The 18,687-nt window shown below is 44.0% G+C and carries 9 protein-coding genes; all 9 read left to right on the top strand.

The annotated features are described in order from the left end of the window. The first annotated feature begins 367 nt into the window (after window positions 1–367). Window positions 368–1,426: an Ig-like domain-containing protein gene (locus tag MUG84_RS07045; RefSeq protein ID WP_244722439.1), complete on the top strand. Its 1,059-nt coding sequence runs from the start codon at window positions 368–370 to the stop codon at window positions 1,424–1,426. Window positions 1,427–1,462: 36 nt separating this feature from the next. Further along, complete coding sequence (locus tag MUG84_RS07040; protein WP_244722436.1) at window positions 1,463–5,776, top strand: S-layer homology domain-containing protein; 4,314 nt, start codon at window positions 1,463–1,465, stop codon at window positions 5,774–5,776. A gap of 282 nt (window positions 5,777–6,058) precedes the next feature. Then, the gene (locus MUG84_RS07035) at window positions 6,059–7,735 is read left to right on the top strand and encodes an FAD-dependent oxidoreductase (protein WP_244722432.1); all 1,677 of its coding nucleotides are present in this window, start codon (window positions 6,059–6,061) and stop codon (window positions 7,733–7,735) included. A gap of 295 nt (window positions 7,736–8,030) precedes the next feature. Beyond that, window positions 8,031–8,711, top strand: coding sequence for a helix-turn-helix transcriptional regulator (locus MUG84_RS07030; RefSeq protein ID WP_244722429.1), 681 nt, complete (start codon window positions 8,031–8,033; stop codon window positions 8,709–8,711). Window positions 8,712–8,747: 36 nt separating this feature from the next. After that, on the top strand, window positions 8,748–9,923 hold the full coding sequence (locus MUG84_RS07025) for a MalY/PatB family protein (RefSeq protein WP_244722425.1): 1,176 nt from the start codon (window positions 8,748–8,750) through the stop codon (window positions 9,921–9,923). 31 nt (window positions 9,924–9,954) lie between these two features. Next, window positions 9,955–11,427: a Na+/H+ antiporter NhaC gene (gene nhaC / locus MUG84_RS07020; protein WP_244722422.1), complete on the top strand. Its 1,473-nt coding sequence runs from the start codon at window positions 9,955–9,957 to the stop codon at window positions 11,425–11,427. 99 nt (window positions 11,428–11,526) lie between these two features. Then, entirely contained in the window at window positions 11,527–11,910 is a 384-nt protein-coding gene (locus MUG84_RS07015) for a RidA family protein (protein ID WP_244722418.1), read from the top strand. A gap of 400 nt (window positions 11,911–12,310) precedes the next feature. After that, window positions 12,311–15,451 carry a DUF4838 domain-containing protein gene (locus MUG84_RS07010; RefSeq protein ID WP_244722415.1) on the top strand — a complete coding sequence of 1,047 codons (3,141 nt, stop codon included), beginning with the start codon at window positions 12,311–12,313 and terminating at the stop codon, window positions 15,449–15,451. A gap of 86 nt (window positions 15,452–15,537) precedes the next feature. Further along, entirely contained in the window at window positions 15,538–18,519 is a 2,982-nt protein-coding gene (locus tag MUG84_RS07005; RefSeq protein ID WP_244722412.1) for a family 20 glycosylhydrolase, read from the top strand. The last annotated feature ends 168 nt before the right edge of the window (window positions 18,520–18,687 follow it).

Genomic DNA, 18,687 nt, shown 5'->3' with positions numbered 1-18,687 from the left:
ATTTTACATGTATTTGACCCATTAATCACCATTAGATCGTACAATATATTTTGTGCGAAAGGGGAAATTTGACCATTTCAATCAAAATATTGGAAGTGTTTAATATAAATTGAACAAATACAGAGTCGTTCAAAATGCGAAAATCGCTGTTTGAGCCAAAGCTTTCCATCCAGAAATAGTTCAAGGTATCATTCGCTTTCAATATGCAAATTTGTTTTCCAAAGGGATTTGATTATAGGGGAGGTGTTGCTTACGGATTGAATTAAAGCCTAAAAAATCAAAGGTTTCTTCATCGGGTTCAAGTGTTTCCGAGAAAGAACAAAGTACAAGCTAAGATGAAAAAAAAGGTAGAAATGGGGAATGGCAAATGTACAAAAAACGTAACCGAAAAACGTTGCGTCGAATCGGTTATTTTGCGTCAGTCATGATTTTGATTTTCAACTTATCCGCAGCAACTTTCATGTCTGTTGCTGAAGCAGCTGCAGGCCAGACGTTAACAATGGACAAACTCCAGTACCTCAAGGGCGAAGCCATCACGCTATCGTACACAGGGGCTGGCGCAAGCGGGACGGATTGGGTCGGAATCTACAATACCGGAGCCATTCCTCCAGGTGCCGGTGTATCGATCACATGGACTTATTTAAAGTCTGGAGACGGGAAGGCTAGTCTCAGCAATGGTCTGGCCCCGGGTACGTATGATGCGCTTTTCATGCTCAATGATGGGTATGAGATCGTGGATCGCAAGACATTCGAAGTCGTTGACCATGTCCCTGTTAACGGGGTGACGCTTGATCAACAGAACGTTACGATGACTGAAGGTGAAACCGTAACATTGACGGCTACGGTTACGCCGGCTAATGCGAACGATCCTCAAGTTTCGTGGACAAGCAGCGATCCTGCTGTAGTATCTGTTACCGCAACAGGCGGCAGCGCTTCGCTGACTGGCAATAGTCCTGGAACTGCGATAGTAACGGTCACAACGGCTGACGGCAACTTTACGTCTTCCGCGAGTGTGACAGTAGAGGCAGGTCTGACGTTACAGAACATCATCGAAAACGCTCAGGCGAAGTACGATGCAGCCGTGGAAGGCAACGAGGACGGTCTGTATGCGGCTGGCTCCAAAGCGCAATTACAGTCGGCTATCGATGTAGCAAATGCGACAGCAAACGATTCGAATGCGATGCCGGAGCAGGTGAATCAAGCGAAAGCGGCATTGAAAGCGGCAATTCAACAGTTCGACAAGCAGAAGATCAGCGCAGATCTCAATGGAGACGGAAAAATCTCTGCTGGCGACTTGGCGATCGTTGCAGGAGGATACGGCAAGCAACCAGATCAAGCGGGTTGGAATGAAAAAGCTGATGTCAATCATGACGGTATGGTTGATGTAGTAGACCTTCAAATCGTAGCCAAAGCGTCTCTGCAATAACAGGCTCATACTTAAAATGATGGAGGTTATTCTGTAATGAAGAGATATTTATCCGTTACGCTCGTACTAACGATGATATTCACGATGATATCGACCAGCGCATATGCAGCAACCAGTACTGCCGAAGCAAATTCTAACCTTATTGCATCGATTAAATTCGATGGTAATTTGAAGGACGATGTAACTCAGCAAGATTTGATAGCGAATAAAGATTATAGTTTTGTAGACGGTTTATTACCAGGAACCAAAGCGCTACACTTGGAAAGCGGCAATGGTAATTATATCAGTACACCGCAAAGCTTGAAATTTGGTGAAGAGAGTTTTACCGTATCCTTTTGGTATAAGGGTGACACTAAAAATAATACTGCCATATTGTCAAACAAGGATTTTAGTAACGGCGCTAACGCAGGCTGGGCGATTTACACATCGGCCAATTCGGTCAACATGAATTTTGGATTCCCGACCGCCAAAGTAAAGGACATTTCTTTTGGGCGTAACACGTTTAATGCTTCCGATTGGCGCTACGTGACATTTGTTGTAGACAGAGATAAGATGCTTGCGTCGCTTTATATCGATGCTTACAAAATGGCTGAGACTGCGCTGAGACACGGATCGTTAGATACGTCGAACCCATTGAATATTGGTGGCGATGGATTGGGCAACAAAGGCGGTAATGCATTCGATATCGCTGATCTGATGATTTCGAAAGACGTATTAAGCACCGATGATGTTCAGGCGAATTATAATAGTTACGCTGGACATGAAGTCGATATGAACGCACTTAACGACGCTATATCAGAAGCAAATACAATCGTAGCAGACGGTCTCGGCAACGGCTTCAGCGAAACCGATTTTGATTATTTGAACAAGGTTTATAATTATGCCAATACGGTTGCAACAACGCTAAAAGTAAAATTCTATACACAAGAAACGATCAATTATTATGCACGTGAACTAAACAACGCCATATTCATTTATCAAAAAAGCAATAAAACATTAACTCCCGCCGATTTAAATATGATTGATAGCAGCGACCCGGAAATCAGTAGTAATCCCGCAACAATTGCGCGCGTAGAAGAAGATTATAGAAAAGTCTTGAAAGTAATGCCGCAGGCCGATGTATTGGTGCAGCCTGGCGATATTACCGGTGGTAACAATGCCAATGAATATGTGTGGATGGATGAGCTTAATAAAGTATACAAGAAACTTAAAGCTGAGGGCTTATTTGACACCACGAGGTTATATTTGGTAAAAGGCAACCATGATATGAACGGCACCGAACAATTTATACCTGTTGGTACGGCGGGCGCGTGGAACGATTCAAAGCAGTCGTACGATAACGATTTCTATAACAGTGCTTATAGGGTAAAGATAAAAGGATATAATTTGATTGGTTTTGACGGAAATCTTAACAATAGTAACACGGTGGGAAAAGCTACAAATTTCCTCAACCAAATTAAAAATGAACCGGATTATGATCCAACAAAACCTATATTTGCAATGTCTCACTACCCTATTAGCGGAACTGTGTGGGCAGAGAGATGGAGCAGCGCTGCAAGTAATGCTTTCGGTAAATTTATTGCCGACAATAATTTTTCGCAGGTGTTTTATATGTCCGGTCATACGCAATACGACCCGACCGACGAACGTTCTCTCTATCAAGGTGCAGCTACCTATCTCGACTCCGGTGGGTCGAACTATTCCAGTTATATTGATGACGGTCCGTACGGCGGATATATAGAAGGATCGTATATCAATTATACAACCACACCTCGTATCGCGAATTTCTTAGAGGTTTACGGCACGAAAATTATCATCAAGCAGTATAATTTAGCTACAGATGAATTTGTAAGCATACCTCGTGTAGTCAACGTTGGCGAAGGCAAAGATGCCTTTACTTATAGCAGGAACGATACAAGAGAACTCATAGCTCCGCAGTTTGATGAGGGCAGTATTAAGGTCAAATCCTTCGAAAACAACGAGCTTATTTTTACAATGAAGCAAGCCAATGACAACGTTCGTGTGCTGGAATACAATGTTGAGCTGATCAACAAGCTTACAGGAGAAGTGGACAAATCGTTCAATAGTCTTTCGCTGCCGCTTGACAAGCCATTCGATGAATATAGGGAATACAAGATGACAGGCTTGTCGCCGGTTACTCCATATACACTCCGAATATTCACCGCGGATTCCATGTATAACCGTTCGTCGCAGGAAATTAACATTAATGTAAACAGTGGTAATTTAAACAGCATTACTGCGCCTGCTGACATAACAGAGGGGAAAATCGGATCGGCGAAGACAGCGGACGGCCTTGAATTGCCAGAGAGAGTATCCTTGGATACCGATGAAGGCTGGGGGTTTGCCGATGTGTCATGGAATGTAGATGCTTCAAACTATGATCCCGCTGTAAAGACTGTACAGACCTTCACTGTAAATGGAACTGTAACTTTGCCAACTGGGGTGGCAAATCCCAATAACGTGCCTTTGACAACAAGCATTAGAGTAACTGTTAATAAGATTCCAGTGTGGACCGACGCAGTTACCGCTTCATCTTATTACAATGCCGATCATTCTCCCGACAAAGCATTCGATGGCATCATATTTAAACCGGGCAGCGAATGGGCGTCCAAAGGAGAACAGAATCCATGGATCCAGGTGAATTGGACGACAAATCAAACGTTCAACAAGATTATCTTCAATGATCGGCCTAATTTAATTGACTGGGCGCCCGGCGGAACGCTTATCTTTAGCGACGGAAGTACGTTTACGTTTTCAGGAATCCCGAATGACGGGAGCGCTTATTCTGTAACTTTCCCTGAGAAGACGGTGACATGGGTCAAATTCCAGGTATCCGGTGGAGTCGGAGAAAATGTCGGTTTGTCGGAAATGAAAATCTTCGCGCCGATGCCTCCTGCTCAGACTACATTGACTGGTTTACAGCAGGTGAACCAAGGCCAAACCTTTGATGTAACAATGGGACTGACCAGCGTTACGCAAAGCGTATACCAGTCGTTGTATGCCCAAGATTTAACGCTTCATTATGATCCGGCGATTTTGCAGCTCGATTCGATTACATCACTGAAGGATGGATTCCAAGTAGTTGGTCAAAAGGAGATAGCGCCGGGACAAATTCGGTTGATGGCTGCCAGCATGGGCACGAACGTGCCTGCCCAAGGCGATTTACTTGCATTCAAATTTACGGCCAAAGCTGCAACGCAAGCTTCTGCTAAGACGACAGTATCGATCGATAATGTTGTCATTGCCAACGAACTTGGGAATGAGCTGCAGGTAGCCGGTGCCTCCCATGAGGTAACCGTGACCGAGGACGGCGGTCAAGGCGGCACAATTCCTGCTGTACCTACAGGCTTGAAAGCAAAAGCAGAAGGTGCATCACAAATCAATGTAACATGGAAAAATTCAGCTGATGCAACAGGCTATGACTTGATGGTGGATGGGGCGATTCACACGGATGTTGCAAATCCGTTCGCACACAAAGGTCTTGCAGCAAACACAAGTCATACCTATCAGGTGAGAGCTAAAAATGCGGCAGGAGCTAGTGAATGGAGTACACCGGTAACTGAAAGCACGAAGAGCGAAAAGCCAAATCCAGATCCAAAGCCTGAACCAAAACCAGATCCAAAGCCAGAACCAAAACCGGATCCAAAACCAGAACCAAAGCCGAAAGATGTATTCAATGGCAAGATTGTTAATGAAGAAAAATTAATTGAAGCGATCGAGTCCAAGGTAGAGGAAGCCAAGAAATCTAATGCTAAGATGGAACTGGCTGACATCAAAGGACACTGGGCTGAAAAGACCATCGATACGTTCGTGAAGCTACAAGTGATCACTGGGTTTGAGGATGGCACGTTCCGTCCGAACAGTCCAATTACACGTGCTGAGTTTGCAACGATTATCGCTCGCGTATTCGATGTCAATGGCGGCAGCACTAAAAATGTGGTTGAACTGAGCGACATTAACAGTCATTGGGCTAAAGACGCGATTAATAACCTTGCAAGTGCAGGCGTTATTAACGGATATGGAGACGGGACCTTCAAGCCGAACAAAACGATCAGCCGCGAAGAAATGGTCATCATTCTGTCCCGTATTGTGGACTTAAGTAATGTGGACAAAGATGCTTCGAAAGGCAACTTCACGGATATGTCAAGAGCAAGCTCTTATGCAGTGAATCCAATTAAAGATGCGGCAAAAGCCGGCATCATCAGCGGCAAGGGCGATGGGGCATTTGATCCGCAAGGAATCTCCACACGTGCAGAAGCTCTGACGATCATTCTGAATGCATTAAACCTTGATCCTCAAATTAAAACACTCTTGAACAGCATGAAATAAGTCGAGCAACATGTTCAAGTTGCAGGATGAACGTTCGTAACCGGATAAACTATATTACAGATTCTTATTTTATTGGTTGATTGAAAGATTGTAATTAGGCCATAAATTGATAGAGCTAGCGGTATTTTTTGCTAGCTCTTTTTTTTATTGCTAAGCCTTACTGATTGATTTGACAGCCGGAATTTATTGTAGCACCAAGGGGATATATAACTAAAAATTCTCATATGATAGTGTTACATATCTTCTAAATGTTGAAATTTTTTGATGAGGAGGTTAGAGATCTTGGGTAAACAATGGGATTCAAGCTTTGATGTGGTCGTCGTTGGTTCAGGAGCAGGTGGATTGACTGCTGCTTTAACTGCCAGGCTGCGCGGACTCTCAGCCATTGTGATAGAAAAGACAGAGCTTTTTGGTGGTTCCACGTCTAAATCGGGGGGGACGGTGTGGGTGCCAAATAATTTTTATCTTGAAGACGCTGGTGTTGGGGATTCGTATGAACAAGCGAGTGCATATCTTGATGCAACCATTGGTGATCGTGTACCCAAATCTTTAAAAGAAGCGTACCTGGTCAGAGGACCTGAGATGATAAAATACCTCCACGAAAATACGAAACATGTAAGATGGGAATATACGCCGGGGTACTCAGATTATTATCCGGAGCTGCCTGGTGGAAAACCTTGTGGGCGGGCAATGGAAGCGCAGCTTTTTGATCTTCGTACATTGGGGGAGGACGAAAAGAATATGCGTAAATCCGGGCTGCCAACGAAAGGCATGGTGTTAAAGTCAAGCGAATTTCACAAAGTAAATATGATTACAAGAACATGGATTGGTAAAAAGACATCATTGAAAGTAGGCATGCGTCTCATTCGTACGAAGCTAAGTACATTTCATCCGGCTACACTAGGGGAAGCGCTCGTCGCCCGGTTATATGCTTCACTTAGAGAAGCAGGTGGCGAGGTTTGGTTGTCAACTCCATTCCATGATCTTGTATTTGAAAATAATCGTGTCACAGGAATTATTGCCGAACAGAATGGCAAAAAAATAAAAATTGAAGCTCGTCTTGGTATTATTTTTGCCTCAGGAGGTTTTTCACACAATCGTAAATTGCGTGAAAAATATTTACCACTACCGTCCAATCCAGATTGGACTTTATCATCTGAAGGACAAACAGGCGATGTCATTGAAGCTAGTCGCAGATTAGGAGCAAAATTGGATTTGATGAATAAGGTATGGGGGACGCCGACGTCGATTCCGCCTGGTTCTCCGGCATTTATGCCTGTTGCAGAACGGGCAACCCCAGGTCTAATTATTGTGAATAATCAAGGTGAGCGTTATTTGAATGAATCGGTCCCTTATCATGAATTTGTTGATAAAATGTATGAAAATAATAAAGAAGGGGCAACTACGGTTCCATCTTGGATGATTTTTGATCAAACGGTGAAAAAGCGTTATCTTATTCTTGGCATCATGCCGGGTCAATCATTCCCGAAAACATGGTTTGAAACAGGATATGCTAAAGTTGCAGCTACACCGGAAGAATTAGCAATAAAAATTGGCGTTCCACAAAAGAAACTAGCAGCTACCATTGAGCGGTTCAATACATTTGCTATTGATGGCAATGATAAGGATTTCCATCGTGGTGTAAGCGCTTACGATCGATATTATGGTGATCCAACATTAAAGAATCCCAATTTAGCTCCACTAAAAAAAGCTCCTTTCTATGCTATTCCGATTTATCCCGGGGACATTGGGACAAAAGGTGGATTAGTTACAGATCACTTTGCAAGGGTCCTGCAAGAAGACGGGCAGCCTATAGAAGGATTATATGCTACTGGGAATTGTGCAGCCTCTATGATGGGAGAAACCTATCCAGGACCTGGTGCAACCATAGGCCCAGCAATGACGTTCGGCTATATTGCAGCTAGTGAGATGGCAAAAGTTGCATCAAGTTCAAAGTAGCAATTTCGTTAATCTTCATTTATGTATAGCCTCCATATCGATTCATATGAAATCACTCTTTCAATAAAGCCTATACTGTCATTTAAGTGGCGGTATAGGCTTATTTTTATGGACATAATCACCTTTAATTTGATATTGAAAACGATTTATTGATGTGATATTGAAAACGATTTATTGATGTGATATTGAAAACGATTTATTGATGTGATATTATTTTATCAAGATAATAAATTATTATTTCGATAATACAAAACACATAACTTTGTTGAAATTATCGGAAAGGAGTAGAGGCTTGATGGTGAATGAGGATCGGCAGTATCTTGAGAAATTTTTTCCGATTGCTTCATTTATCGCGGCAATCATTGGACCTAAATGTGAAGTCGTAGTGCATGACATTAGCGATCCGGAACGCTCTATTATTTTTATTGAGAACGGATATATCAGTGGACGTCAAGTGGGAGATGCATCTACTGACCTCGTATTGAAAATTCTCAAGTCTGAAGCTTATCACGAGGAACATTTTATCGCCAACTACAAGGCTTCGGGGAAATTTGGACAGAGCTTCCGCTCATCTACCTATTTTATCAAGAATGATAAGAATAAGCTGGTAGGCCTGTTGTGCTTGAATATTGACGTCACTCATATGGAAGTAGCTGCTGAATGGGTTCAACATATTTTGCAGGGAGGACCTAACCCGTATATAGCGCCTCCTGTGGCTGAATTACCTCAGGAAGAGAAGCAAACAACGGAATATTTGCAAGGGAATGCGGATGATTTGCTGCAGCACATGGTATCTTCGGTCATTGGTAGACTAACGATCCCGCCAGACCGTTTATCATCGCAAGAGAAGATTGAGATTGTGCGCGAATTGAACGAGCTTGGCGTTTTCCTGTTGAAGGGCGGCGTCTCACAGGTGGCAGCTTCATTATCCATATCGGAGCCGACGGTTTATCGCTATTTACAAAAACTTAAATAAGGTTACATTCAGATAGGTAAACAGGAAGGTGGCATCATGAATTATAACTTTGATCAAGTGATTAGCAGATTCGGTACCAATAGCGCGAAGTGGGACGGAGTAGCTGACAGCCTGGGGAAAGATATGATCGTTCTCTCCGTTGCGGATATGGATCTACAAGCGCCTCCTAAAGTTGTGAATAAGGTGGCTGAAATGGCGCGGCACGGAATATACGGGTATACGGATCCGTTTCCTCCTTATTATGAGACCGTCCAGCAGTGGCTTCATAAAGCCTACGGATGGGACGTACCGCAAGAATGGATTGTGTTCTGTCCGCGGATTGTACAGGCGGCATCTGTCATTATTCAGAGATTTACGGAACCAGGCGATCGTATTCTGATGCATACTCCGGCGTATCAGCCTATTGCGGGTGCGGTTGAAATCAATGACAGGAAGCTCGTGGAAAGTCCGCTGCTGCTTAGAAATGGACGGTATGAAATTGACTTTGAGGATATGGAACGCCAGATGCAGGCGGGGGTGAAGATCGTTCTGCTCATTTCGCCGCATAACCCGACAGGGCGCGTATGGACGAAGGAAGAGCTGGACAGCATAGCAGAGCTATGTATCCGTTATGACGCGTTAATCGTATCGGATGATATTCACGCCGACTTTATTCACGAAGGACATGAACATACCATGATCGCCAAATTGTCGGAACAGGTAGCAGATCGCTCGATCATTTGCACCTCGCCAGGCAAAACTTTTAACCTGGCCAGTCTGGAAATCGCCAACATTATTATTCCTAACGAACAATTAAGAGAGCGTTTCCAGTATGGCTTAAGGCAGGCCGGCATTCATAATCCAACTTTTTTTGCCGTACCGGCTTTGGAAGTCGCATATACAGAGTGTGATGATTGGCTGCAGGAGCTTCGGGCTTATATTACGGACAATATTTCTTTTACGGAAGCTTTTTTTGCCGAGCATATGCCTGAATTGAAAATTGTTAGAGCGGAGGGGACCTATCTTCTATGGGTGGATTGCACAGCCTATAGCAGAAATGAAAGCGATTTAATCGAATGGATTCAGAATGAAAGCCGGGTTAGCGTCAGCTTTGGCACCTCCTTCGGTGCCGCCGGGGAAGGATATATTCGCCTGAATATAGGGACTCCTAGAGCGCTGTTGCAAGAGGCCTTTGAACGTATGGCCAATAATTACCCTTTGCGTCATCAATAATTTTATTCCATCATCTTAGGAGGAACCTTCAATGGCTAAGCCAAGCAAGGAAAAGACGATTAAGCAACCTACTCTGTTTTTAGCTCTCATTCCTATTATTACAATGGTTTTACTGCTATGCTTAGGATATGTCCTGTTCGAATTGCCGCCTGAGCCGTTAATCATCGCATCGACAGTAGTTGCGGGGATTATTGCCATTAAGCTGGGTTACAGCTATGACGATATTATGGGCTCGATTGCGCAAAAGATCGCCAAGACGATGCCGGCCATCCTAATTCTGATTACCGTCGGATTTATGATTGGCGCTTGGATGATCGGCGGTACGATCCCAATGATGATCTTTTACGGGCTTAAAATCATTAATCCGCAATTTTTACTAATTACTGCATTCCTTGTGACTTCCGTCGTGTCTTTATGTACAGGTACCTCTTGGGGATCGGCAGGCACGATCGGGATAGCATTTATGGGTGTAGGAGCAGGCCTGGATGCGAACCTGGCTGCTGTTGCCGGTGCGGTAGTAGCCGGTGCATATTTTGGTGACAAGCTGTCCCCTTTATCAGATACAACGAATCTTGCAGCGCTATCCACAGGAGTTAACCTGTATGAACATATCGGTCATTTGCTGTATACAACCGTTCCTTCATTTATCGTTGCCGGTACGGTCTATCTTATAACCGGATTCAATACCCATGGGGCCGGGGCGGCCATTCCTGAGAAGGTAGTTACGATTATGGATACGCTAAGTACCGTGTTCCACTGGAACATATTATTGATTCTTCCGGTATTGATTGTATTGTATGGCTCTATTCGCAAGAAGCCTACGATCCCGGTTATGTTGTTTTCCTCAGTAATAGCGATGGCGAATGCGCTGATATTCCATGGATTCTCACTACATGATGTGATCACTGCTGTAATCAATGGCTTTGATATATCGATGATTAAGGTTCAAGGTTTTGATGCGGCTGCAGTAATCCCGGATATTCCACGGCTTCTGAACCGTGGCGGTATGAACTCCATGATGGGTACATTGTTGATTTGCTTCTGTGCCATTACGTTTGCAGGTACGATTTCGCTCACTAAATCTCTGGAATTGATCGTAAACAAGATCCTCCAATATGCACGTTCGACGGGTTCGTTGATTCTGATCACGATTGCTACCGGGCTTACGATGATCGGGGTAACTAGCAATGGACAGGTATCGATCCTGATGCCTGGTGAAATGTTGCGTGAAGCTTATATCCGTCGCGGTCTGCATCCGAAGAACCTGGGCCGGACGATCGAAGACTCAGCTTCCATTATTGAACCTATTTTGCCGTGGACTGCGGCAGGGGCCTATATGGCAGGTACACTCGGCGTAGCCACTCTTTCATATTTACCATGGGCTATGCTGTGCTGGACAGGTATTATTTTCGCGATTATTTGGGGCTTCACAGGGTTCGGAATTGCTAAGTTGACACCTGAGCAAAAACAGGAAATGTTGAAGGAATATGATCAGGCAGCGTAACTAAATAGCTTCATAGTATTGATAAATAGGTAATACCAGTTTGTAAAATGTTCAAATATATAAAGCGCAAGGTGATGCGTGGATGAGGAGAGAACCATCATGACACAACAAGAAAGAAAGACGATCGCAACTCCAAATGCCCCAGGTGCTATTGGGCCTTATTCCCAGGCTGTACAATTTGGAAATATGCTTATTACTTCCGGGCAACTTGGAATGAATCCTGCCGGAGAGTTCCCAGCCACTGCCTCGGAACAAGCCAAGCAATCGTTGTCCAACGTGAAGGCGATTTTGGAAGCGGCAGGTTATGGAATGGAGCATGTAGTCAAGACGACGGTATTCCTGCACGATATGAATGATTTTCAAGTAGTTAATGAAGTTTATGCAACTTTTTTTGCAGAGCCTTATCCGGCACGCAGCGCCGTTCAGGTTGCGAAGCTTCCGAAGAACGGACTTGTTGAGATTGAGGTTATCGCTGTTAAATAATTTATGATGGTATCGATGAGCCTCCGGGAAACCGGGGGCTCTTTTTCTAGATTATAGAATTATAAGTTTTCAGTGAAGCTGAACAAATTCTATAATCGCAAGAAAACTTCTGCTAAAAGCGGTCTGTCTTCTGTGAGAGTACGTCGATAGACGTTTTTCTTATGTTAAGATTAAAAGTTTGAAAAAAGTTCAACCTTATGCTGTCGGAACATTCAAAATACAATAATGATGTCCGAACACTTCAGCAGCGTAAACGATGAAAGTACAACTTGTAAGCGCTTCATACAGGTAACCCGAAATTAGGTTTTTGAGGAAAATGAGGAGGCGATGCGATTGATCCAACGGGTGATTTCTCGAGAATCTTAAATTGATTTTAAATTGAGGGAAAAGGGGTGGCTTTATGAGAAGGAAGACGTATTTAAAATGGCTTAGTGTGATCATGTCTCTCTGCTTCATCTTGCAAGGTAATGATTTAATTGTACGTGCTGACGCCTCGGATCAGTTTTCGGTCCTTCAGGAAAATGAGTTGACGTTAGTGGAGAATCATCATGCAGACTCAGCTATCATTTGGTGGAGCAAGAATTCCGATTCGGAGATTGCTTCTTACGCGGCCTCAGAGCTGCAGAATTATGTCCGTAAAATGGCAGGCGTTACGGTTCCTGTTCTTGAAGGGAAGCTTTCGGAGGAGGATGCTGCCCAGACCGGCGAACTATCGAGCGCGATTATCGTTGTAACCGACGAAGAAGCAAACCGTTATAACGTGAGCAATCAAACAGTGGATATCTCGGGACAATGGCTTGCTTCTGCCGCGATGAAACTATCCGATGCGAAAGAAGATTCGTTCATTGCAGAGGTCAGCGGCAATCGTTTGGTTCTAGCAGGTTCAAATGACAGAGGGACTTTATATTCGGCCTATGATTTGCTTGAACAAATAGGTGTCAGATTTTTTGCCCCGAATTTTAAGTATTATGAAGACAATGCCGAATACGTACCATCGAAAAGCTCCATTACAGTTTCGGGCGCAGGTACTGTGATCGAACCCAGCTTTAAGATTCGCCGGAAATACGTCGAGGAGGGCTGGAGTCATACCGCAGATAATATGCCTCAATTGGTAGACTGGATGGCAAAAAATAAATTAAATACGCTCGTAGTTCCTTACGATTATATTGCTATTGGAAAGACAAAGTGGGACGATTTTCGCGATCAGCTGATCCCTGAGCTGAAAAAGCGTGGCATCATCGTTGAAGTTGGGGGACATGGCTTTGAAAGCTTCCTGCGAAAGGACAAATACCAGCAAGCACATCCGGACTGGTTTGTTCCTGGGTTTAACGTGTTCAATATCACGAAAGATGAAGCTGTAGCGGAGTACGTGAATCAAGTTGTCGCATACTTGAAGGAACACCCGGAAATCGGCATTTTCGATGCTTGGCCGCCGGATTCAGCAAGCTGGCCTACGGTTGTCGTAAGTAAATTTGGCAGTGGATCAAATGCTTACGCTTATGTCGTGAATAAACTATATGAGAGAGTAAAGAGTGAATTGCCGGGAGTTCGAATTGAGGCCATCGCCTACGCTACGCACACAGACCCGCCTAGCCCCCAATATATGTATGACGACTCAATCATCATTGATTTTGCTCCTTATGGTCGGAGCTATGTGGAAACGATCTTTGATCCGAATTCAACAGTGAACAAAACGCCGATTAGCCTCATTAATAAGTGGAAAGCTGTTTTTCACGGTGACCTGTCGATGTATGAGTATTACCGAAGATATGCGTTTCATTCGGTACCCTTTGTGATGCCTCAGCTGATCGGCCAGGAGCTTCCCTTTTATCGGTCATTAGGAATAGCCGGTATTGGCACATACTCTGAGCCAGGTGACTGGATTACTTTTGAAATCACACATTACATTTTGGCCAAGTTATCCTGGAACGCCGATTTGAATGCACAGACATTAATCGATGACTATATTCAGTCCAGATACGGCGCCGCTTCTCAAGAAATGAGCGAATATTTCCGGCTTGTAGAGGAAGCGGGGAGAACCATATTCAGTTCACCGGCAGGCAATTATAACATTATTGCTAACGTTACCAAGATGAGAAATAACTATTTACAAGCTAAATCACAATTGGAAAGCGCGCAGTCAAAGGCAGCGAGCGGAACCGGAGCGGCGTTCTTGCTTCAGCGCTTGGCGTGGAATATTGATTATGCGATTGCCGATACCGAGACAGATTACTATCGCTTACTAAATGATACGAACAGCTCTAAGGCAGCCAAAATGCGTGCGCAAGATGCAATTAACGCGCATCGATTCGATGGAATTATGCTGCAAAACACATACTCCATGCGTAGATATATCGCCACATTAGGGAATACAGATTGGATGTACGATGTGAGTCGCGGGAAGCTCAGGTACGCTCCAATGGTGACCACGATGGGAACGTATCAAAATAACTTCGTAACTAATATCGTGGATGGCGACGAAGGTACCGTCTTTTGGTCCAACACGAGTCCGGGTATTGGCGATTACGTTGGAATCGATCTGCAGGCTGTGAAGCCGATCCATTCCATTCATCTGTCCATGGGTACGAATGATTATATCCGGAATGGTGTCGTTGAGGTTTCTACGGACTTTAAAGATTGGACGACGATTGCTGCGGTTACGAATCAGCAGGATGTTCAATTGACGGTTGATGCAGGCACGCAGGCGAGATATATACGGATACGCTCGATGGCTAGTCAAACGCAATGGATTCAGATTCGTGAATTTAGCGTTGAGCTTGGTCGAGTAGATATTACTCCACCTGTAACGACAGCGACTGTAGCACCAACTGTGCCGGATGGAAAGAACGGTTGGTATGTACATCCTGTTACGGTTAGCTTTGATGTTTATGATGATTCCTCAGGGGTAGCTCGTACGGAGTACACTTTGAACGGTGGAAACGCTTGGCTCACCGCGACGGGTGATGTAACGGTAGAACAGGATGGCCTCAACTCATTGAGCTATCGATCTGTGGATCAAGCCGGAAATGTCGAAGCCGAGAAAACAATCAACTTAAATGTGGATAGAGCGGCGCCGACGATCACGGTAACAGGTATCGATCAAAATGATATAAGCGATGCTGAGGACTTATTGCCTGTAATTTCACTTAACGATGATGTATCTGGTATAGATCCTAGCATGACGAAGGCGACTCTGGATTCAAATGACTACAAGCTGGGGGATAGCATTCCGCTCTATAAACTGCCGCTTGGTTCACATTCCCTTACTGTGAATGCACAAGATTTGGCGGGAAATGAAGCCAGTGTGACGGTGACGTTCCAAACGTTAGCCAGTATCGATGGGCTGAAACAATTGGTGCAGCGCTTTGAAGCGGACCATTGGATCGATAATGCGGGAATCTCTAACAGCTTGCAAATGAAGCTGGAGCAAAGCAACCTACAATCTTTCATTCAAGAGGTACAGGCACAAAGTGGTAAGCACATTACTGATGAAGCTGCCGAATACCTGCTGCGAGACGCAAAGGCATTATTGCCGCAATAGGCCTTCAACAATCTCCCGCCGCTTTTCATGGCGGGGGATATCCCCTTTTTTTCGCACATATAGTGGTTAACAAAGGAGGAATTTGAATGAAAAGATCAAAAAACAAAACCGTTTCAATGACCTTGGTTGTTATGTTATTGCTTCAAATGTTGATCATCTCACCTAATCATGCCAAAGCTGCAGCAAATCCCCCAAATACCCCTTCCATATTGCCTAAACCTGCAAGCTATACCATGGGCACAGGCCAGTTTATTTTAACAGACAGCACTTCGATATATGTAGCTGGGAATACTGCCGAAGAGACAGATGAATTAGACAAAATTGGTCAAATGCTTGCCAAGAAGCTGAATGTTCCAACAGGATTCCATATCAACGTTATCAAATCAGCTAATCCTCAAGCTGGAAGCATTTATCTTACTACAATAGGAGGAACTTCTAGTCAAGGTAATGAGGGATATGATTTAAGTACAACTACGGATCGAGTTACACTGACTGCTTATACACCGGAAGGTGTTTTTAGAGGCAATCAAACATTAATACAGCTCTTACCGGCAGATATTGAAAAGAGCACAGTGACTTCCGGAGTACAGTGGGTCATTCCTTCTTCAACGATTAGCGACAAGCCTGCATACAGTTATCGAGGATTAATGTTTGATGTGGTCAGACATTTTTTTACAGTTGATCAAGTGAAACGGCAGATTGATCTTGCATCACAGTATAAGATAAACAAGATTCATTTACATCTATCCGATGACCAGGGATGGCGTATTGAAATTAAATCCAGACCTGATCTAACACGAATTGGAAGTACGACACAGGTGGGTGGCGGCCCCGGGGGATATTACACACAGGACCAGTTTAAGGATATCGTAAATTATGCAGCAGAACGATATATCGAAGTGATTCCGGAAATTGAAATGCCTGGACATACGAATGCAGCCTTAGCTTCGTATGGAGAATTAAATCCTGATGGACAAAGAAAACCTATGCGTACGGATACAGAAGTAGGGTACAGCACATTGATGGCCCACTCTGAGGTTACATATGCTTTTGTCGATGATGTCATCAAAGAACTTGCCGCGATTTCACCTTCACCATATATTCATATTGGCGGTGATGAATCTTACACAACTTCTGCATCGGATTACGATTATTTTATTGGAAGAGTCACAGGTATTGTGAATAAATATGGTAAAAAGGTTGTTGGATGGGATCCATCAGATAATTCAAGCGGTACGGCAAGTGATTCCATTCTGCAAAACTGGCATTGTACGAGTACGACTGGAACTTCAGCAATAGCAAAAGGGATGAAGATGATCGTATCTCCCGCAAATGCTTATTTAGATATGAAATACTACACCGATACGCCAATCGGCTTAAGTTGGAGAGGATATATCAATACAAATAAAGCATATAGCTGGGATCCAACAGGTTGTGTTTCCGGAGCATCTATTTATGGAACAGAAAGTGCATTATGGGCAGAAACGATTGATACTCAGGATAAAATGGATTATTTATTATATCCGCGATTAATAGCGAATGCCGAGGTTGGCTGGACAACGAAAAGTAATCGAAACTGGGATGATTTTAAAGCAAGACTCAAAGACCATGGTTTAAGAATGAAGAATAAGGGGATTAAGTACTTCGAAGACCCCATTGTATGGGAGCCTCCTGTCGTACCGATCCATTCAGAATGGAAGATGGATGAAGGAACTGGAACCACGGTAAAAGATTCCTCAGGCTATTTAAATGGAGCTTTGGTCGGTGGTGCAACATGGACAACGGGTAAATATGGAAATGCAGTTAGCTTTGATGGGAGCAGCGGATATATCAACTTAGGGGGCCAAGAGATCAAAGGACCGGATTGGACTTTAGGCGTATGGGTCAACGGACAATCGAGTACCACTAGGACTGAGGCGCTAATAAGTGGTTCATCATCAGCTATTAAGATTAACCAGTGGAATAAAACGGGTAAAGTAGGGTTTACTGTATATGGTGTGGAGGACTATGTTTTCAATTATAGTATTCCTTCGAACCAATGGACTCACCTGGCCTTTGTGGGCACAAGCAGCGGAACATCGCTTTATGTCAATGGTGTATTAAAAGAAACAAACCCAAATACAATGAATTGCCCGATGACATCTGTCGGAGTTGAAGGGCAGCCTGGAACGGGTACCAAAACTTCATTTTTCAAAGGCAGCTTAGATGAGTTAAAGATATTCAACAGAGCTTTAAGTGCCAGCGAGATTGCAGCATTGACCCAAGTTGATTGGAACGTCCCGCCGGTTACTGTCGCAAAGCTGGATGGAACCAAGTTTGGCGAATGGTATCAAACTCCCGTTACGGTAACGCTTAGTAGCACGGATGATTCCTCAGGGGTAGCGAAGACGGAATATAAGCTTTCGGAAAATGGAGAGTTTGCCCTTTATACAGGACCGTTTACGCTGACGGATGGCATATACACGATTACATTCCGCTCCGTTGATCAAGAAGGAAATACAGAAGCGGATCAAATGTTACAGGTTAAAGCAGATTCGACCGCACCGTCTGCAGCGCTAACGGCCAATGGCACCTTACTAAACGATGGGACGCAATTCGAGAACGATCAAACTGTAACGCTGGAAGTTGACGCAGAAGATAACCTGTCAGGTGTAGACGGAATCTCAATCCTGCTTGATGATGAGGCATATGCCGCTGGCACAGATATGGATTTGACCGGCCAGCTCGGTTCGCATAGTGTTACGGTAACCGTAACGGATAAGGCAGGCAATGAGCATAAGGAACTGTATACGTTTAATGTAACCACAAGCGTGCATGCGATGAATCAGCTATTGATACGCTACGAAACATCTGGTGAATTGACGGGCCCAGTTCTCGTACAACTCGAGAATAGTCTGAAGCAAGCAGAAGATCAACTGAATAAAGGCTCGATCGAGAAAGCAGCGAAGCATATGAATGATTTCGTCAAACATCTGATGAACCGGACCGATAAGGATCAGGTGCCGGATCATGTGGCCCTCGTGCTCAAAGAGAGTGCAAATCAGTTGATTGCATTGTGGTCTAAATAGCTTCAACCAGTCGAAAAGCCTGTCAGAGTCTCATCAAGACTCCGGCAGGCTTTTTGCTGTAATATCACACCATACGCGATATATTAAAATGACGTTGTACAAAAAATCAGAGTGGTACGGAACTGACTATGTACTTTTAATTTATTGTGCTTTATAGTTAAGGTAGAT

Origin of the sequence: Paenibacillus mangrovi (genome assembly GCF_022898935.1) — a bacterium.
Classification (GTDB): domain Bacteria; phylum Bacillota; class Bacilli; order Paenibacillales; family Paenibacillaceae; genus Paenibacillus_AQ; species Paenibacillus_AQ mangrovi.
This window is presented reverse-complemented; position numbering and strand designations above follow the sequence as displayed.